Source organism: Maribacter chungangensis (genome assembly GCF_042676845.1).
Taxonomy (GTDB): Bacteria; Bacteroidota; Bacteroidia; order Flavobacteriales; family Flavobacteriaceae; genus Maribacter; species Maribacter chungangensis.
Window position 1 is genome coordinate 144,381 of record NZ_JBHTHY010000006.1, and the last position, 18,795, is coordinate 163,175.

At 39.0% G+C, this 18,795-nt stretch carries 15 protein-coding genes; 6 read left to right on the top strand and 9 right to left on the bottom strand.

Features of this window, described 5'->3' with window-relative positions:
• Positions 1-135: 135 nt before the first annotated feature.
• The 4 genes from ACFQZJ_RS08610 (at position 136) to ACFQZJ_RS08625 (ending at position 4,612) form a co-directional block, all read left to right on the top strand.
• Positions 136-645 carry a DUF6155 family protein gene (locus tag ACFQZJ_RS08610; protein WP_379933873.1) on the top strand — a complete coding sequence of 170 codons (510 nt, stop codon included), beginning with the start codon at positions 136-138 and terminating at the stop codon, positions 643-645.
• Positions 646-1,575, top strand: a complete 930-nt coding sequence (locus tag ACFQZJ_RS08615; RefSeq protein WP_379933875.1) for a 2-hydroxyacid dehydrogenase — start codon at positions 646-648, stop codon at positions 1,573-1,575.
• Positions 1,576-1,794: 219 nt separating this feature from the next.
• On the top strand, positions 1,795-3,306 hold the full coding sequence (locus ACFQZJ_RS08620) for a DEAD/DEAH box helicase (RefSeq protein ID WP_379933877.1): 1,512 nt from the start codon (positions 1,795-1,797) through the stop codon (positions 3,304-3,306).
• 262 nt (positions 3,307-3,568) lie between these two features.
• Positions 3,569-4,612, top strand: a complete 1,044-nt coding sequence (locus ACFQZJ_RS08625; RefSeq protein ID WP_379933878.1) for a glycosyltransferase — start codon at positions 3,569-3,571, stop codon at positions 4,610-4,612.
• Positions 4,613-4,651: 39 nt separating this feature from the next.
• Here ACFQZJ_RS08625 and ACFQZJ_RS08630 read toward each other — a convergent pair whose 3' ends face one another.
• Positions 4,652-5,248 carry a TetR family transcriptional regulator C-terminal domain-containing protein gene (locus ACFQZJ_RS08630; RefSeq protein WP_379933879.1) on the bottom strand — a complete coding sequence of 199 codons (597 nt, stop codon included), beginning with the start codon at positions 5,246-5,248 and terminating at the stop codon, positions 4,652-4,654.
• Between the two features lie 932 nt (positions 5,249-6,180).
• Positions 6,181-8,784 (bottom strand): ATP-dependent chaperone ClpB, encoded by a 2,604-nt coding sequence (gene clpB, locus ACFQZJ_RS08635; protein ID WP_379933881.1) that lies wholly within the window; start codon positions 8,782-8,784, stop codon positions 6,181-6,183.
• Between the two features lie 160 nt (positions 8,785-8,944).
• Between clpB and ytxJ the strand changes: the two genes are divergently transcribed.
• Positions 8,945-9,340, top strand: a complete 396-nt coding sequence (gene ytxJ / locus ACFQZJ_RS08640) for a bacillithiol system redox-active protein YtxJ (RefSeq protein ID WP_379933882.1) — start codon at positions 8,945-8,947, stop codon at positions 9,338-9,340.
• A 95-nt stretch (positions 9,341-9,435) separates the two neighbouring features.
• Here ytxJ and ACFQZJ_RS08645 read toward each other — a convergent pair whose 3' ends face one another.
• Positions 9,436-10,620, bottom strand: a complete 1,185-nt coding sequence (locus tag ACFQZJ_RS08645) for a hypothetical protein (RefSeq protein ID WP_379933884.1) — start codon at positions 10,618-10,620, stop codon at positions 9,436-9,438.
• A 261-nt stretch (positions 10,621-10,881) separates the two neighbouring features.
• Here ACFQZJ_RS08645 and glyA point away from each other — a divergent pair, with 261 nt between their 5' ends.
• Positions 10,882-12,171 (top strand): serine hydroxymethyltransferase, encoded by a 1,290-nt coding sequence (glyA, locus tag ACFQZJ_RS08650; RefSeq protein ID WP_379933886.1) that lies wholly within the window; start codon positions 10,882-10,884, stop codon positions 12,169-12,171.
• A 14-nt stretch (positions 12,172-12,185) separates the two neighbouring features.
• On the opposite strand, the gene ACFQZJ_RS08655 is transcribed toward glyA, so the two are convergent.
• The 6 genes from ACFQZJ_RS08655 to ACFQZJ_RS08680 all read right to left on the bottom strand — a co-directional run bounded on the left by ACFQZJ_RS08655 (position 12,186) and on the right by ACFQZJ_RS08680 (position 18,795).
• On the bottom strand, positions 12,186-12,830 hold the full coding sequence (locus ACFQZJ_RS08655) for a hypothetical protein (RefSeq protein ID WP_379933887.1): 645 nt from the start codon (positions 12,828-12,830) through the stop codon (positions 12,186-12,188).
• Positions 12,831-13,150: 320 nt separating this feature from the next.
• Positions 13,151-13,828 (bottom strand): histidine kinase, encoded by a 678-nt coding sequence (locus ACFQZJ_RS08660; protein ID WP_379933888.1) that lies wholly within the window; start codon positions 13,826-13,828, stop codon positions 13,151-13,153.
• Positions 13,829-13,840: 12 nt separating this feature from the next.
• The gene (locus ACFQZJ_RS08665; protein WP_379933890.1) at positions 13,841-15,976 is read right to left on the bottom strand and encodes a tetratricopeptide repeat protein; all 2,136 of its coding nucleotides are present in this window, start codon (positions 15,974-15,976) and stop codon (positions 13,841-13,843) included.
• Between the two features lie 67 nt (positions 15,977-16,043).
• Positions 16,044-16,220 carry a hypothetical protein gene (locus ACFQZJ_RS08670; RefSeq protein ID WP_379933892.1) on the bottom strand — a complete coding sequence of 59 codons (177 nt, stop codon included), beginning with the start codon at positions 16,218-16,220 and terminating at the stop codon, positions 16,044-16,046.
• Between the two features lie 142 nt (positions 16,221-16,362).
• Positions 16,363-17,097 carry a LytR/AlgR family response regulator transcription factor gene (locus ACFQZJ_RS08675; RefSeq protein ID WP_379933893.1) on the bottom strand — a complete coding sequence of 245 codons (735 nt, stop codon included), beginning with the start codon at positions 17,095-17,097 and terminating at the stop codon, positions 16,363-16,365.
• A gap of 150 nt (positions 17,098-17,247) precedes the next feature.
• On the bottom strand, positions 17,248-18,795 hold the full coding sequence (locus ACFQZJ_RS08680; protein WP_379933895.1) for a hypothetical protein: 1,548 nt from the start codon (positions 18,793-18,795) through the stop codon (positions 17,248-17,250).

The following is an 18,795-nucleotide window of genomic DNA, read 5'->3' on the forward strand; positions in this document are numbered from 1 at the left end:
CATAATACATTTTTATTGGCTCTTTTCCAAAGAGATGGGTACTTAATTATACATATTTTATGAGCCTTACAGTTTATTTTACGAGAATCTATTGTTTTTTCGATGCAAACCTTATTTTTGGGAGTAACTTACAACATGAGTAAAAGATCCTTTAAAAAATACCTGAACGAGTTGCCCCAAGAGGAGCTACGTATGCAGCTATTGGATTTATACGAAAGGTTTCCAGAGGTAAAGACCTACTACGACTTCATCTTTAATCCTAAAGAGGATAGGCTGGTGCAAGAGGCTAAGACCAAAATCTCGAATGAATATTTTCCATTAAAACGTAAACGCCCTAAAGCAAGGCGCTCCGTGGCTCAAAAATTAATTAAACAATTTATTACATTAGGAATGGAACCTAGCCTAATAGCGGATGTCATGTGTTTTAATCTTGAAATAGGGCAAACCTTTACCATGAATAGAAACGCCCCTGACTCCTTTTATAAGAGTATGGGCAACTCATTTGCCCAAATGACGCAATTTGTATCGCAAAATGGACTTTTTGGAGAATTTAAGGAACGTATAGTGACGTTTTACCAACAAACACAAAACGAAAACTGGCCCTATGGAGAAGAATTTTCCAAGGCCCTGGATATATTGGATTAAATGGCAATAGTAGTAATTAGACAGGATAATAAGATCGATGCTTGGAAGCATGCTTTGCTAAAAGCGAATTCACAACTCAAGGTATACAACTACCTAGAAGAGCATCCAAAGGAAGAAATAACCATGGCGCTCATCTGGAAGCATCCGAAAGGCAGCTTAAAGGATTACCCGAATTTAAAATGCATTGCATCCGCAGGAGCAGGGGTAGACTATATTTTTGATGATGCCTCTGTACCGGAACATATTCCCATTACCAGGGTAGTAGACCCTTATTTGGCAAGCGATATGTCCGAACACGTATTGGCCGCCATTGTTGCAGAGCTTAAAAATTTTAACACCTACAAGGTGCAACAAACACAAGCAGTTTGGAAGACGACAGCGTACCGCAGAATTGCTGATGTTACCGTGGGCATTATGGGCCTGGGAGAATTGGGTGCACTTACGGGCAAAGACTTGGTCAAAGCCGGTTTTAAGGTTCAAGGCTGGTCCAAAAATAAAAAATCGATTGAAGGCATTACTACTTTTGTCGGAGATTCGGGTCTAGGTACGTTTTTATCCGGAACCAATTTCTTGGTATGTCTCCTACCATTAACACCCGAAACCACTGGTATTCTAAATACGCCACTTTTTGAGCAACTGCCCAAAGGTGCTTATATTATCAATGTGGCAAGAGGTGGTCATTTGGTAGATGCCGACCTTATTGCCCAATTGGATAGCAACCACCTGTCCGGAGCCTGTTTGGATGTATACCACGAGGAGCCTTTGCCAAGTGCTCACCCGTTCTGGAAGCATCCTAAAATCTTTATGACACCTCATTATGCAAGTGTGTCGGACACTAATTCCGTTGTTCCCCAAATTTTGGAAAATTATGAAAACCTTCAAAAAGGGAAAAAATTGAACAATGTAGTGCATCGAGAAAAGGGGTATTGATTTCAGCAATTTTAGATGTTTAACCCTGGCTTTCAGGTTCAGATCTCGCTTAAGCCTTGAACATACCACTTTAAAACCTTTTTGCAGGTTTGGTCTTGAAACCTTAAACCTTACAATATTGCATCTTTTTTGCACCTTAATATTTCATTTACCCATAAAAATCTTCTAATTTCGTAAGGTTTTTGTTTATTTATTCAACTCTAAACTTGTGCCTACTTTTTGAAATCATCAAAAGATACTACCGAAAAGACCTTGTACGATTACCAGGAAGAAGACCTCAATACTATTTTCAAGTATTTGGACAATAATCCTGCTGGTTCAAATTTGTTGTATCAATTGCCAACCGGAGGTGGAAAAACCGTTGTCTTTTCTGAAATCGCTAGGAGGTATATCGAAAAAACCAATAAAAAGGTCGTAGTGCTTACGCACAGGGTAGAATTAAGTGCGCAGACTTCCAAGATGTTGCATGGATTTGGCGTTAATAATAAAATTATAAATAGTGATGTAAAAGAGCTTATAGATCAAGACGAGTTCATGTGTTTTGTTGCCATGGTCGAAACCTTGAACAATAGGCTACAGGAAGAAAAAGTAGAAATTAATAATATTGGTCTGGTAATTATAGATGAAGCGCACTATAATTCTTTTCGAAAACTGTTCAAATATTTTGAGGAAGCCGCGATAATAGGGGTAACCGCCACACCCTTAAGCTCCAATATTAAACTTCCCATGAAGGACAACTACAAGAAGTTGATCGTTGGGGAAAGTATAGGGTCACTTATAGAAAAAAAGTTTTTGGCAAAGGCCAACATGTACAATTACGATGTTAGCCTGCAGAGCTTAAAACTGGGAATAAACGGTGATTATACGGTTAAATCATCAGATGAGCTCTACGGCAACCATAGTATGTTGGGCAAGTTGCTAACAGCATATTCAGAAATTGCCTTAGGAACTAAAACCCTGATTTTTAATAATGGTATAAATACCTCTCGCTATGTATATGAGACCTTTAAAAAAGCGGGGTATAATATTCAACATCTAGACAATAAGAATACCGCAGCGGAACGAAAAGAAATCTTAAAATGGTTTTCTGAAACACCGGATGCTATTTTAACCTCGGTAAGCATTCTTACGACCGGGTTTGATGAACCCTCGGTTGAAACGATAATCCTTAACCGTGCCACAAGATCACTTACCCTGTATTTTCAAATGATTGGTCGTGGCTCGCGCTATTTGCCGCATAAAGAAGAATTTACCGTGGTTGATATGGGCAATAATATTGCGCGCTTTGGTATGTGGGACGCAGCCGTAGATTGGCAGGAAATTTTTCATTTCCCGGATTTTTACTTGGAGAATATTAAAAACGATGAGGAAATAGAGCGGGAATTCGTTTATGAAATGCCACAAGAACTTAGAAATGAGTTTGCGAAATCAAAAAATATTGAGTTTGATATAAAGGCAGAGTATAAAAAAAGCTTTGCCAACGGTGAAAAGTCTAAATTGGTTTTGGAACGCAGTATTGAGCAACATGCCCAAATCTGTTTGGAAAATGCCGAGGATGTATTCGATGCCCGTATCCTGGCCAAAAAATTAAAAGAAGAAATTTCGTATCGGGTGCGTCAATATTCCTATTGTATAATGAACAATACCAAAAACTACAAAGAGTGGCTGGAAGAAGATTACGAACGAAAGTTACGCAGCAAGATTTCCAAGAAGTTTGCAGCTAGAATGTAGGCGGACAGTTCTGCTTGGCCATTATTAGAAATCTAAATAAAAATTCATAATCGAAGCACTTCAGAAACCGTACGGTCAAAAGATTCTGTTTATTGGCTGGGGATGGCCGGAGGCCAATGCCACTGCCGCCGGTGTACGTATTTTACAACTGCTACAGTTCTTTTTAGATGCGCATCATGAAGTTATATTTGTTGCAACTACGGCTAGCAACGAGCATAGCCTGCATCTTGAATCATTGGGCGTACATACAGAAAGAGTTGTTTTGAATTGTGATTCCTTCAATGACTTTATACTAGAAGTACAGCCCAATATCGTACTTTTTGACAGGTTTCTGACCGAAGAACAATTCGGATGGAGAATTGCGGAACATGCCCCAAATGCCCTACGGATTTTAGATACCGAAGATTTACATTCCTTACGACATTTAAGGGAGCAATGTCATAAAAAGCAGATTCCGTTCGCTACGGACATCTGGATACGGGATACTAAAACAAAACGTGAAATAGCAAGTATCTATCGTTGTGATCTTTCCCTTATTATTTCCGATTTTGAAATGGAATTGCTCATCAAAACCCTGAGAATAGATGAAAACCTATTGTTGCACCTTCCTTTTATGGTAGATGCGTCGGATATACCCAAGCAAACAAAACTATTTGAGGAGCGGAAGGATTTTATATTTATCGGAGGAGGAAAACATCTACCTAATTTAGCAGCAATAAAACGGCTAAAAAAAGCGATATGGCCTAAGTTAAGAAAGCAATTGCCTAATGTAAATCTTACTGTTTATGGTGCCTATCTACCAGAAGAGATTTTAGATCTGAATCAGGACCTAAACGGTTTTAAGGTCTTTGGAAGGGCCAAGGATGTATCCGAGGTAATGCAAGATGCTAGGGTTTGTCTTGCACCCTTATCCTTTGGTGCGGGTATCAAGGGCAAATTGCTTCATGCCATGCAATTTGGAACACCTAGCATAACAACCACTATCGGGGCGGAAGGTATGCATGGCGACTTGGAGTGGAATGGAGCAATTACCGACAAGGAATCGGATTTTGTAAAAGCGGCAATTGAATTATACCAAAATAGAATTCAGTGGCTAGAAGCACAAAACAATGGCTACAAAATCTTGAGAAATCGTTATCAAAAGAATATACTGGTTAAAAAGTTCAGCTCCAAAATTAATAGTATACGTAAGAATCTAACAGCGCATAGAAATGAAAATTTCATAGGAAGTATGCTGTTGCATCAAACAATGGCAAGTACCAAGTATATGAGCAAATGGATTCAGGAAAAAAATAAAAACAAGTAGGATGCTTAGCGGGTAAAGCTTTTTACTGTAACTGGTTTTTTATTTTTTGAGTTCTCGCTTCATCAAAATTTCCAAATATGCCACCGTATTCAATAGGTATTTTCGATCATGGGTAACCGTGGCCATTGCTATAGCCCCTTGAATCATGGTAAACATCTGTTTTGCAAATTGAAGCGGTGTTACCGGAATTTTTAGTTCCCCGTTATTAAGTCCAGTTTCCAACACTAAGGCTATTTTACCTTCGATCTCTTTAATGGTTTCCTTTGATGCCGCAGCCAGTAGTTTGTTATTATGCTGTGCATCTACACCTACATTAAGTACGGGACAACCTCCCATGCTTGAACTAAAAGCGTCGTATTTCTTATAAAAATCCATTAAGTTGGACAATTTCTCCAGCGCGGAACCGGGGCTATTTAACCTATCATCGATAGCAGCCAACAATAGATCTCTATTATGTTTGAAGGCGGAAAGTGCCAAAGCTTCTTTGTTTTCAAAATTACCATAGAGTGCCCCCTTGGTAAGACCGGTAGCCTCTGTTAAATCGCTCATGCTGGTTCCAACATAACCGTGTTTGTTAAATATTGGGGCAACGGTCTCAATAATAAAGTTGGTGGTTCTTTCGGCTTTCTTGGACATTGATACGGTTTTATACGAAGATAAAAAAATCTATACTGTACGGTATAAATTATTACAAAAAAATAACAAATTTCCTATCATAAATAAAAATGGAGTCGAGCCATATTACACCTTTTGAGGTTACTATATCTCGACTCCATTACTTTAGTCACGCAAGGCTACTACGAACAATTATTTTCTAATTAAAGCTTAGCACCCTGTTACTTTATTGTAGCTACTTTAGTTTCTTTAAATAGTTTAGCCAATTTGGTTATGGGGTTATGTGGTTATGTGGTTATTGGGTTATTGGGTCATTGGGTTATTGGGTTATTGGGTTATTGATTTATGGGTTGTTCCATAATTCGAAGTAACTAACTGAATTGACTTAGGCACTTAATCAATACTCATTATTAAGATTGGGCTAAGCCCAATGTCATTTAGCTGCCCGATTTCTAAGCCTAGGTCCGTTCCATGTTTTCATGGGAAGGACCGTTAAAGGCTCCTCTCTTGAGATCAAGGGAGGTGTCCGCCAAAGGTGGACGGAGGGTTTGACCCGCAAACTTGCTCACGCCAGCTTGGTTCTTGACACGAATGCCGTTACCCACGCCAAGCTGAAAGAAGACACCAAACTTCCCCGGATTATGCGGTGGCGCCCCATACGTGAGCAATTTTGCGGTCATATCTCCCCGTCAGCAAAGCTGCCGCCCCTCTTTTCTAAAGAGGGGAGCAAAAAAAATATGCGTACACGATATAACCGTAAGACGAAATTTAACAGATATGATGGTAAAGCAAGCTTAATAAATTACTGAAATCCAATAAACGTAGGGCTTAACATTTAGTAGCTAAGTGCCTAAGTAAATAACTGAATAACCAAGTAACATAACCTATTGACACAATATCCATTTGCAATTTCATTGCTAATCCAAATCTATGGATTTTAAATCCACAGCGGTTTACTCACTAACCAGATTATTCTGGTTTCTAAATACCAATTGGTTGTCAAAAGCATCCAACAATATAATGCTGTCGGCTTTTATTTCGCCACTTAATAGCGATTTTGACATGTTGTTCAGTACTTCCTTTTGTATCGTTCGTTTTACCGGCCTAGCTCCAAATTGAGGCTCGTATCCCTTTTCTGCCAAGAAACTGATGGCCTCCTCCGTAGCGTCCAGAGTTATGTTCTGTTTGTCCAGCATCTTTTTCAATCCATCTAATTGCAACTTTACAATTTCATTAATATTTTCCTTATTCAAAGGCGTAAACATAATGATATCATCTATCCTGTTCAAGAATTCGGGTCGTATGGTTTTGTTCAATAGACCCAAGACTTCAACCCTGGCAGCTTCCGCAGCACTATACGTATCATTGGAATTCTCAAATTTCTCTAAAATTATCTGACTTCCCATATTACTGGTCATGATAATGATGGTGTTCTTAAAATCCGCCACACGGCCTTTGTTATCCGTCAACCTTCCTTCATCCAATACTTGCAACAAAATATTAAACGTATCCGGATGTGCTTTTTCTATCTCATCCAAAAGCACAACGGAGTAGGGACGTCTGCGCACGGCTTCGGTTAACTGTCCGCCTTCATCATATCCTACATATCCTGGAGGTGCTCCCACCAACCTACTTACAGAGTGTCTTTCTTGATACTCGCTCATGTCTATTCTGGTCATGGCGTTTTCATCGTCAAAAAGATAGGAAGCCAAGGTCTTGGCCAATTCTGTCTTACCAACACCTGTAGTACCCAGGAAAAGAAAGGAACCAATAGGCTTTTTCATATCCTGCAACCCGGCCCTACTTCTTCTAATGGCATCGGAAACCGCTTGAATAGCTTCGTCCTGTCCTACGACACGTTTATGCAATACATTTTCCAGACGCAATAACTTTTCGCGCTCGCTCTGTAGCATTTTGGTGACGGGAATCCCGGTCCATTTTGCTACTACTTCTGCTATATCCTCACTAGTGACTTCTTCTTTAATGAGCGTTCCTGCGTCTTGCTGTTGCTCCAACTCTTCCTCAAGTACCGTAAGGGTTTCTTGAGCATCCTTTATTTTACCATAGCGTAATTCCGCTACTTTGCCATAATCTCCGTTACGTTCGGCACGCTCGGCTTCGGCCTTGAAGTTTTCAATATCCAATTTGGTTTTTTGGATGTTATCCACTACCGATTTTTCACTCTCCCATTTTGCGAATAGTTCGTTTCTATCTTCCTTTACGTTTGCAAGGTCTAGATTAAGAACTTTAAGCTTAGAGGTATCGTTTTCACGCTTTATGGCCTCTATCTCAATCTCCAATTGCATAATTTTCCGATCCAGCACATCCAATTCTTCCGGTTTGGAATTAATTTCCATACGCAACTTGGAAGCCGCTTCGTCCATTAGGTCAATAGCCTTATCTGGTAAAAATCTGTTGGTAATGTAACGTTGAGACAGTTCTACCGCCGCAATCACCGCTTCATCCTTAATCCGAACCTTATGGTGTGCTTCATATTTTTCTTTAATACCCCTTAGAATAGAAATAGCGCTTTCTGTATCCGGTTGGTCCACCACAATTTTTTGAAAACGTCTTTCCAATGCCTTGTCCTTTTCAAAATACTTCTGGTATTCATCTAAAGTAGTGGCCCCTATAGCTCTAAGTTCTCCTCTTGCCAAGGCAGGTTTAAGTATGTTTGCCGCATCCATAGCGCCCTCACCACCGCCTGCACCTACAAGCGTGTGGATTTCATCAATAAACAAAATGATGTCGCCATCCGCACTGGTCACTTCTTTAATTACCGCTTTTAAACGCTCCTCAAACTCCCCTTTGTACTTGGCACCAGCTATGAGCGCACCCATATCCAGAGAATAAATGGTCTTGTCCTTTAAATTTTCAGGAATATCCCCTTGCACGATCCTATGTGCCAAACCCTCTGCAATAGCAGTTTTACCTACCCCCGGTTCTCCAACCAACATAGGGTTGTTCTTTGTTCGCCTGGAAAGAATCTGGAGTACCCTTCTTATTTCTTCGTCCCTTCCAATAACCGGATCTAATTTTCCGTTATCGGCCATTTCGTTAAGGTTCTTTGCGTATTTATTCAGGGAATTATAGGTTTCCTCTGCACTTTGCGAGGTTACTTTTGCACCGTTTCGCAGTTCTGTAATTGCCGCTAGAATGTTTTTTTCCGTTACTCCTTGGTCCTTTAAGATCTGTGCAATCTTACTTTTGGATTTAAAGATGGATAAAAAGAGATGTTCTATGGAAACATACTCATCGCCCATATTTTTGGCTACAATACTGGCATCGTTCAAGGTTTTGCCGGCTTCTCTAGAAAATTGTAGATCACCTCCTTCAACCTTGGGGAAGGTGTTCATTTCCTTTTCAAGAATTTGCGCAATTAGATTGGAGTTTAGGCCTAACTTTTTGATTAAAAAAGGAATTGCATTTTCATCTACTTCTGTAATTGCCTTAAAAAGATGCTCGTTCTCTATTTGCTGATGTCCCAAACCTTGGGCGATCAACTGGGCCTTTTGTATGGCCTCCTGTGATTTTATGGTGAAATTATTAATATTCATGTCCGTATAAGTTTAAATTCTAGTGTTATTTTTGTAACATAAGTCAATAACCCTACCAAGACCGGTTGGGTGACAAAATGTCTACAAATCACCTAATCATCAAGACATTACGTCAGTTTTGTAAGGAGTAAATAAGTTGGTTGACAAACACAAAAAAAGTATGGGATTATTCAATAAAATGTTCAGTGGTAAAAATGAGGAAAATCAGCCTAAGAGAGCTAAAATACAGTGGATTCCGCTTGCTTCAATAGGACAACTAGATGAAATAGCAGCTGCCTCTACGGGGAAAACACAGGTCATTTTCAAACATTCCACTACATGTGGGATAAGCCGCATGGTGCTTAACATGTTCACCAGCTCCTATGCTTTAGAAGTAGGTAAGGTAGATATGTATTTTTTAGATTTGCTGGCCAATAGGGATGTATCCAATGCCGTTGCGGAAAAGTTTCAAGTAATGCACCAATCTCCACAGATGCTCATCATTAAAAATGGGGTAGTGGTAGCCCATGACTCACATGGTGCAATAAATGAGTTACTATTAGACAACTATGTTTAAGTTGAGCTAGCGCCTATACAGGCAAAAAAAGTAAGGCAGATGTACTTTTTTAATCGTACATCTGCCTTACAACATTAGAATAAAATGTAGTGAAATTAATTAAACCGTTGTCTTCCTAAAATATTCTTCAGGTTGTTTTTTAAATCTTCCCCGGCATCATATACCATTTGTTCGTTACTAGGAAACGGTACGCGAGCCAATTGCAACAAGGAAAGTAGTTCATTGTCCAATGCACGTTTATCACCGTCATAATTGGCATAAATGTGCTCGAAGACAAAATTACTTGCCAACGGATATTGATTTAACTGCTGCTGTTTTCTTAAATCGGTAAAGACAACAACACCGGTTACCTGTGCACTTTTAAATTGTGTGAATTGATAAAAATCTGCCCGGACGGTTTTAAAATTATCGGTTTTGATTTTGTTTCCAAGGCTATCTTTTACAATATTGCCCCGCACATCTTTTACATAGGTAAAACCGTCTTTGACCTGTCTTTCCTTTATAATCTGTTTCTCACTGATTTGTTCTGGAGAAATACTGATATCCTGAAAAGAAACCTCCATTTGATAGTCATAGTCTAAATTGCCCAACTTATTGGTATGATACTCGGTCCAAAGATTATTTAATCCGTATGTATTAAAGTTCAATAGTTCCTCTTCCAATCGCGCTGGGATAACCTTGTCGGTATTATTAAAAATTTCTACGATAACATAATCCAAACCTTTCTGGTAGGCCTCATCCATTTTTTGTCTTGCATCCTTATAATTTGGTGTAATCTCTTGTAAATATTTCAAATCATCGTAAGCTTGTCTAAAGTCTGGTTTGGTTATGCCCGATTCCAACAATCCCACAGCATTTGTATACAAATAATTAGACAGCATTTCCTTGGATGCTATAATCTGCGCATCATAATTTTTGAAATTAAACTGTGCCTTTCTGTTTTCATCCGTTATCCGTAGTGGTAACAACGGCCGAATTTGTTGTTGTACAGCCTTTAATCGCTCATACGTCTTAAAGATTGTTTCGTAATTCGCAGGATTACCTTCTTTTTTAAGAAAATTGATATGTTGTAGTTCGCGCTCCGTATTTTTTTTGAAGGCATCTTCAAGCATAACAATGAACGGCTGGTTGCTTTTTTTAGCTTTATTATCCGCAATGTTACTTACGGCTTTGTTGATGGCGGTCCAGTAATTTCCGGAATTTAAAGCTTCCTGTGTCCTTTTAACTCCACTACAGGAAAATAGAAAAGCTAAGGTGCTGTAAAGTAGAATTTTCTTCATGACTATAATTTTTATTGTTGGTGTTATTATTTCAAACGCTATGCCATAAAGACACAAGACGATAACGCAAAAGAATCCGAATTAGTGTAAACGCTGTATTTATATAGACTCTCGCGGTATTTAAATAATTATATTTTTAGTATTATTTGGCTTGAGTTGTTAACTATTTAGTGATAAATACCAAAATTTATAACCTTTATATTCCATAAAAAATCCCTCGCTATTCGTATTTTTACATCCTTAATCTAATTATTGAAAAATATGCAAAGGGATAACCGCATTTTTGAGTTGATCGAAGAGGAAAAACAACGCCAGATAAACGGTATAGAGCTTATAGCTTCGGAGAATTTTACGAGTCCACAGGTAATGGAGGCGTCCGGTTCCGTTTTAACGAACAAATATGCGGAGGGATATCCAGGCAAACGGTATTATGGTGGTTGCGAGGTGGTAGACAAAGTAGAGCAGCTTGCCATAGATAGGGCCAAGGAACTTTTTGGTGCCGCGTATGCCAATGTACAGCCGCATTCTGGATCACAAGCAAATGCATCTGTTTTTCATGCATGTTTAAAACCTGGGGATACCATTCTTGGTTTTGACCTTTCCCATGGTGGACATCTTACCCATGGATCTCCGGTTAACTTTTCCGGACGCCTGTATAATCCTGTATTTTACGGGGTTGAGAAGGAAACAGGACTGTTGAACTATGATAAAATCCAGGAAATAGCTCTGGAAGCGCGTCCAAAGCTGATCATAGCCGGTGCATCCGCTTATAGTAGGGACATGGACTTTAAACGTTTCCGCGAAATTGCAGATAGTGTAGATGCCCTATTGTTAGCCGATATTTCTCACCCTTCCGGTTTGATCGCAAAAGGGATATTGAACGATCCAGTTCCACATTGCCATATTATTACTACCACTACTCATAAAACACTTAGAGGACCTCGCGGTGGGCTTATTTTGATGGGAGAGGATTTTGACAACCCATTTGGTATTACCCTAAAGAACGGTAAATTACGTAAAATGTCGGCCTTATTGGATTTGGCGGTCTTTCCCGGAAACCAAGGTGGACCGTTGGAGCATATTATCGCGGCCAAAGCAATTGCCTTTGGGGAAGCACTTAGCGATGAGTTTGCTGATTATATGTGGCAGGTAAAGAAAAATGCGGATGCGATGGCAAATGCATTTGTTGCTCTTGATTATCATATTATTTCCGGTGGAACGGACAATCACATGATGCTTATAGATTTAAGAAACAAGAATATTTCTGGTAAAGACGCTGAAAAAGCCTTGGTATTGGCGGATATTACAGCAAATAAGAATATGGTGCCTTTTGATGATAAATCACCATTTGTAACTTCCGGAATACGATTTGGTACAGCTGCGATAACCACGAGAGGGCTCGTGGAAGAAGATATGAAAACCATTGTTGGCTTAATTGACAGGGTCGTCAACAATCCGGATAATCATGTTATCATTGAAGCGGTTAAAAAAGAAGTCAACGCCATGATGAATACTCGACCTATTTTTACTGGTGCTCCCGTAAAATCATAAAAGTGATGTATTTTTTAGATATAAAAATCTAAATCCGCAGGGATATACATGTTTCTGGCTACATCATAAATAAATGCATCATCCTGAGACTCCAAATAAACACCCCAGAATTCGTAATAACTCTTGGGTGTTTTTTTATTTATATCTGATAAGCTAGTGCTATCCGTGATATTTTTTGGAATGGTGTCTTCGAATACCGGAATAAAAATCTCATACGGTTTTTCGGTTAGCCCCTTTGTAAAATAGACATAGTGACTAGCAATTTCAGAAAGTACTTCATCTAATAACTCAGGAATACTACGGTCATGAATCCTTTTAATTATAATACTTGTATCGGTAAGGAACAATGTAAGCTCTTCAATATCCAATTGTAAGGTGCTGTTCTTTTTTGCAAGAACATCCAGGCTTTTCTTCAAAGGAGAACTATCTCCATTAATTACTCCCCATCTACTTTGATTATGAAAACCTAACACCTCGAGCAGTTTCATATTACAACGCATGTCAATGGTCATGTCAAGAGTGCCATTAGCTGCGGTATAACTGCGTAAGGATACTTCTGAGAAGTAGTGTCTTTCTAAGGATTTTAAATATGTATCTAGTCCTAACACTCCAGAATTCTCGTCCAATTTAGTTGGGGGCGTCAATTTAAAATTCTTCATGTAGTTTAACTTTTTATGGAAACAATTTCTTTTAGAATATAAAGATATTCTTAATCGTTACATTAAGACACTAGGAAAACCTTAGAATTTTGGAGGACATTGTGTTTAATTTAGTTGATAGCTATTAATTACATCAAATATCAACAATTAAGATAGATTTGTTAGATTCTTTTTGTTACTCTGGTAACCTGATTTTAATATATCGCGCTCCTTCTTTTACACACGACTAAAAATGGGAAGATTTATAAAGCGTTTGGCTCTAGCTCTGGAAAGGGTAGTTACATATATTGGTGGGTACAATTGATCAGCTACCGCATTTTTTACAGAAAACCTCTTTTTCTGGCTTCTTCCATCAGTGCCAGATCATTTCCGTTTTTAACGCCAAAAATAGCTTTTAATTGACGCTTTCTTGCTTCTACAGTAGTGTTCGTAGAAGCTATAAGGGGTGCTATATCCCTTGTATTTACCCCTAAGGACAAATGATATAAAATTTTAAGGTCTTGGTCATCAAGAACGATATCGCTAGACATTCTGCGTCTTACCGCGGCCAATGCACCGGCAGTATAGTATGGCGGTCTAAACAGCACGGTCTCTACCATGGTCCTTAAAGATTGCTCATCAATTTCGGATTTTACCATGTATCCTTCTGGATCTACGGTCTTAAATATGTTGTTAATCCTATAATTGTCGCTGTAAGAGGACATGAACACAAGTTTGGACTTGGGTACCAACTGTCTTGCCAATATGCCCAGATCCACTCCTGTTCGAGGATCTTTGGATTGTGGAGGAAATAACTGAATATCCAATAAAATAATATCGTACCGTAACGAACGGGAAGAAAATTCTATCTTTTGCTTACCAATCTCATAGCTCTTTGCAATTTCAACCCTGACCTGGAAGTTTTCGAACTCGGAACCCTCAAGAATATATTTGTAGCCCAAGGTGGTCATCTCATGGTCATCTACGGCCAAAATACGTATGGTTTCTAAATTCTCCATTGGTAATACCTTTTAAATTGTTCTTTGGTACTCATTTTCCATATCGCTCTTCGGTATACTGCTATAGCACGCCGGAATGGATATTTTCATTACCGTACCTTTATTCGGTGCGGTATCTACGGTCCAAGTTCCATTCATTTTTTGAACCCTAGAACTAATATTCCGCATGCCAATACCTTTACTGTCCTTTTCATAAACAAAGCCTTTTCCATCATCGCCTATCGTGACCAAGAATAGTTTGTCCTTCAATTCAAAGTTAACAAAGAAATTGGAGCAACCGGAATGTTTTATGGCATTTTGTAAATTTTCTTGTATAATACGGTATACATTTATTTTTATATCACCAATAAGATCGTCCCAATCTTCATCTTCGTTATAGTTGAATATGGTGTTCATATCTGCTTTATTCTCCACAGACGCTAAAAGGGTATCGATAGAGTTCGCAAAATTATTTATTTTTTGATAGGCGGTATGGCTTAGCTCATGGGAAATGGACCGTAGTTCACTTTCAATATTTTTTAGGGCGGTAATGGCTTCGTACCGTTCTCCAATGGCTTCCTCATCTGCTTTTTTGTTCAAGCCGGTAAGCACCATTCTGGCACCCAGCATTTTACCCAATACCCCGTCATGGAGTTCCTCGGAAATTCTTTTCTGTTCCAGGCGTTTTACCTCATCTACCTTTTGTTTCTGTGCCAACATAAGGTTAAATATTTCCTGATTGTTGGACTGCTGCTGCTGCTGAAACCGTAGTTTTTGATTTTTAGCTCGTTGATCTACAATAATGTAAATAGCCAACCCTAGGAGAAAAAATCCGGCTGCAACCGCTGCCCAGATCTGTTTTTCTTTGGACAGTATTTCCTTTTCTTCGGAAAGTACCTCGTTCTGTGCAATAAACTCATCGGTCTCAAAACGAATACGCGCAAATTTATTCCGGGCCTGCCGCTCCTCGTTTTGCAAGCGTTCGTTCAAGGCAATGTACGCTTGACCATGTTCGGAGGCATTTTCCCGGTCTATTTTTGTCAACAAGGCAAGCGTCTCCAGTATCCGCTCGTTATTGCTTGTTTCCGCTGCAAGGCTTTTTGACCTTTCTGCCGCTTGTACCGCTTTCGCGGTATCCTTTGCAACCAAATAATATTCTGCCAAAGTGGAATAGGAATACGCCAAAGAACTTTGTAAACCTAGGCTGTCCCTTATTTTTACTGATTCGTTGATCAATGACTTAGAACCAAGAGTGTCATTCAGTTTTATTTTACTAAGCGCAAGATTATTGAGGATTTTCGCATATAAAGCATTATTTTTCATTTTAATACTATCGATAGCCAAAAGAGTTTCAAAAATTTCAGCAGCCTTTAAAAAATCCTGTTTGGCAGTATATACAACGCCAATATTGTTTTTAATCCTGCCCTCCTTGTCGCTGTCATTGTTTAGTTTATTCGCATAATAAAGTGCTTCGTTATAATAGTCGATCGCTTTATCATATTCCCCAAGGTCCTTGGCTACGATGCCCAGTTGGTTGTAACACTTATATAGGTACTCAAATTCATCCAACGGTTTTAACCGTTCTATGGCAGAAATAGTGGTGGATTCACTGCCCAAGTAATCCTTGACCGCTTCTTGTTGTGCAGCCATGTTGATAAGTATGCGGCTCGATAACAAAAAATCTTCCTTTGACTCGTATAGTTTTTGTGCTTGGGAGTAGCTGTAATATGCACTGTCCGGCACGGAAAATTTTCGAAAAAAATCGCCCAGGTCCCAATAGGCTTCTGCCAGCACGATAGAATCCTTTATCTTTTCTGCCAAGGAAATAGCAATGCGATTGACTTTTCTAAACTGAATGGAATCACCTTGCCGATTAAAGGCATAGGAAAGCCGCGAGAACGCTTTTGATTTTAAAGAGTCTTCTTCAATGTTTTTTGAATATGCTAAGGCTTTTAGAAGATAATCAAACCGATCGGAAGCTGAGATAACATCATTCCTACTTTTGGCAATGTAGTTGCTAACACTATCAAGCAGGTCTTGCTTAGGTGATATCTTTTCTATTGCGTTAGCCCTAGCCCTAGCGGTAGTATTACAGGTAAATAACATGGTTAGCACCAGTGTAGTACTTGTAAGTCTCCAGATCTGTAGAAAATAGTTTCTATCGAACATTTCCTACAAGATAGCAAAAAGCCTTAAACAAGAGGTTTAAGGCCGTATTTTTTTGTGTAATAAATAATTAAGTTAACGGTTTTGGCGGGTCACGATCGGAATGGGATTGAGAACAATTACCACAGGCCAACATACTGTTCAAATCTTTCATGAACTCAAATTCGTCTCCGGTATTTTCGGCCACGGATGCTGTTAATCCCAGTGCCATTACCAATAGTACTACAATACTTCCTAATTTTTTCATCTTATATCGGGTTTTTGATTACACTTATGATTTATGTTGTGACCAAGGTAGTACCCTTCTTACAAGATGCGGTTGAATTTAAAGTGGTTTAAGGAATTGAATGAGATCTATGAGTAAACGACCCACTTTTGCGAGTATTTGATCAATTAAGGTTGGAGACCGTTTTTTTGGACAAAATTTGCTTTAGATGATCCATATTATCGCGGTACGATTTTGAAAAGGGGAGCGGTCTTTTAACGGATTTTAGGGCACAGTTGTTCTTGCCAAAATTAATACGGGATATATAATCCATGTTTACGATATAGCTTTGGTGTATGCGCACAAAGTTCTTGGGAAGTTTGTCCTCAAACGTTTTAAGGGTCTTATAGGCATTGTTTACCGTACCATCTGCCATATAGAATTCGGTCGTATTGTTGTCCGCTTGTAAATAGAGGATTTCATTGGTATCTAAAAAGTGAAAGTCCTTATAGGATTTAAGGCATAGGGTGCTTTGCACTTCTTCTTTTTCCGGAAGCGATTTTTTAAGCCGTAAAATAGACTTGCGAATATCGAACTCATTATAAGGTTGCAGCCAGTAATCAAAAAAACTATGCTTTATAGCTTCGTAGGCATAGTCTTTTGTTTTTGCAAGTCCTATAAAAATAGGAAGGCTTGTCATATATTGATGCATTTCGGTTACCATACGGAAAACATGGGAAGCTTCGCTATTTAAGTGGACAAAAACAATATTCGGGGTATACTTTAATATATGGTTAAGACCTTCTTCCGAAGTTTTTGAAAATCCTGTACACACAAAGTCGCCGTATTCTTCCAAAAACGACTGAAGCTGTAATTTGGAAGTTGCGTCTGAATCTATAATAGTGTAAGAGTATTCCAAAATAATAGTCTTATGACAGCAATTTACCAATACCCTTTAAAAGTTGTTATTAGAATGTCCTTATAAAAATGGAGGTTTTTGTTATAATCGACCTAAAATTAGGTAGTTTGAAAGAAAAAACTTTCAAAATTTTTAGCTTTTCAAACAGGTTTATTCCTTATCTGTAGCTTGGTAGGTTCCAATATCCGGTGATGCGGTGCGATCCTTACCAAAAATATCCAATGGGACTTCTTGGGCAAATTCTAGTGCACCTTTACTAAGGGCGCCGGACGCTTGCCCGATCCTAAAATCGTTTCTGGCGGGGAAGAAAAAATCGGGATCCATATTAAGCACCATATTCCTGTAGTTGCTATTATTCTCAAAATTATATAAAGGATCAGCTAGGTGTTGATTATTGAAGTCATCGAACTTTAATAGACAATGTGAAAAATTATAATTGAACGCATTTCCTTCGTAAAATCCTAAAGCAAGTTCTATTCGTGAGTTACCGTCAATAATACAATTTTTAAAATCGGCCTGTATTAAATCTCCCGTAAGCATGTTTGTTTCCGAAATTTGAATGAAATTGTCTATCTCCAAAGCTGCACGGGTTCGAAAGCCTTTGTTCCAATAGTTTGCAATGGTGCAATGGGTAAAACTATAGTTTCCTCCAAGATTGCAGTATAAAGAAGCGCTTCCGGCACTGCCAAGTACCACATTTTTAGCTTCTATAAACGCGCTTCTGCCCCAAACGTTATAACGGGAATTATTGAAAATACGACTGTTCTTTATGACTAAAGTAGGAGAGAGGAGTTGGTTGTCTCCTTCTATAAAAAGACCTATACTCCCGTTTTTGATCGTTAAATAGTCAATAGTGTTATTTACGCTACCACTTTTTAACCAAATACTGCCCCATTGCCCCGGCGTTTCGGAAAACGCGGGTTCTAAGCGGTCTCCTTCAAAAATTACCTCGCCCTCCATTAATTCCGTGTCCAAACTAAGTTCCCCGTTAATACTGATGGAGGCTTCCTCTTGTACCAACAAACCGGAATCTTTATGAAAATGAACCCTAGCGCCTGCATCTATTATCAATTTCCTATTTGGGGGAACGGCTGCATAGCCATAGATAACGTAGGGCTTATCGTTGGTAAATCGCAGCTGGTCATCCCTTAGTTCAAAACCTTCGGTGCGTATTTCGTTGCCCTCGTCATCCAAGGACAAGACTATGGTTTCCTTCGTACCATCTGTGTTTGTGGATGGGTAAAGAAAAACGGCGTCCTTTACCAAGGTTACCAAGGCCACTTCTTGCTGGTCTATACCGGAATCAAACACAATCGCATCGGTGTATAAAAGACTGTTTTCAGGATTTTCATCAATATTCGCGGTCGTTTCGATAAATACGAACATGCTGTCACGGGCCTTCATGGGTATATTCTGAAACGATTTCCCTGCCACACCGTCTACATTTAATCTATAAAAACTGCTGGGACCATTGGAAAGTCTGATAGAAGGTATGGCAACATCATCTCGGGTTTCATTATAAATCTTCAATGCATAGGTACTGCTTCCAATAGTGTTGAAAACAGTGTCCAAAAAAACAGTATCCCTGGAAAATGAAAGGTTACCGGCGCTAGGCGCATATTCAAAGTTTTTACGACAAGAACTGCTCCAGAGCACTATTCCTAGGAGAATTACGACCGTAAGGCTTGTTGTGCGCAA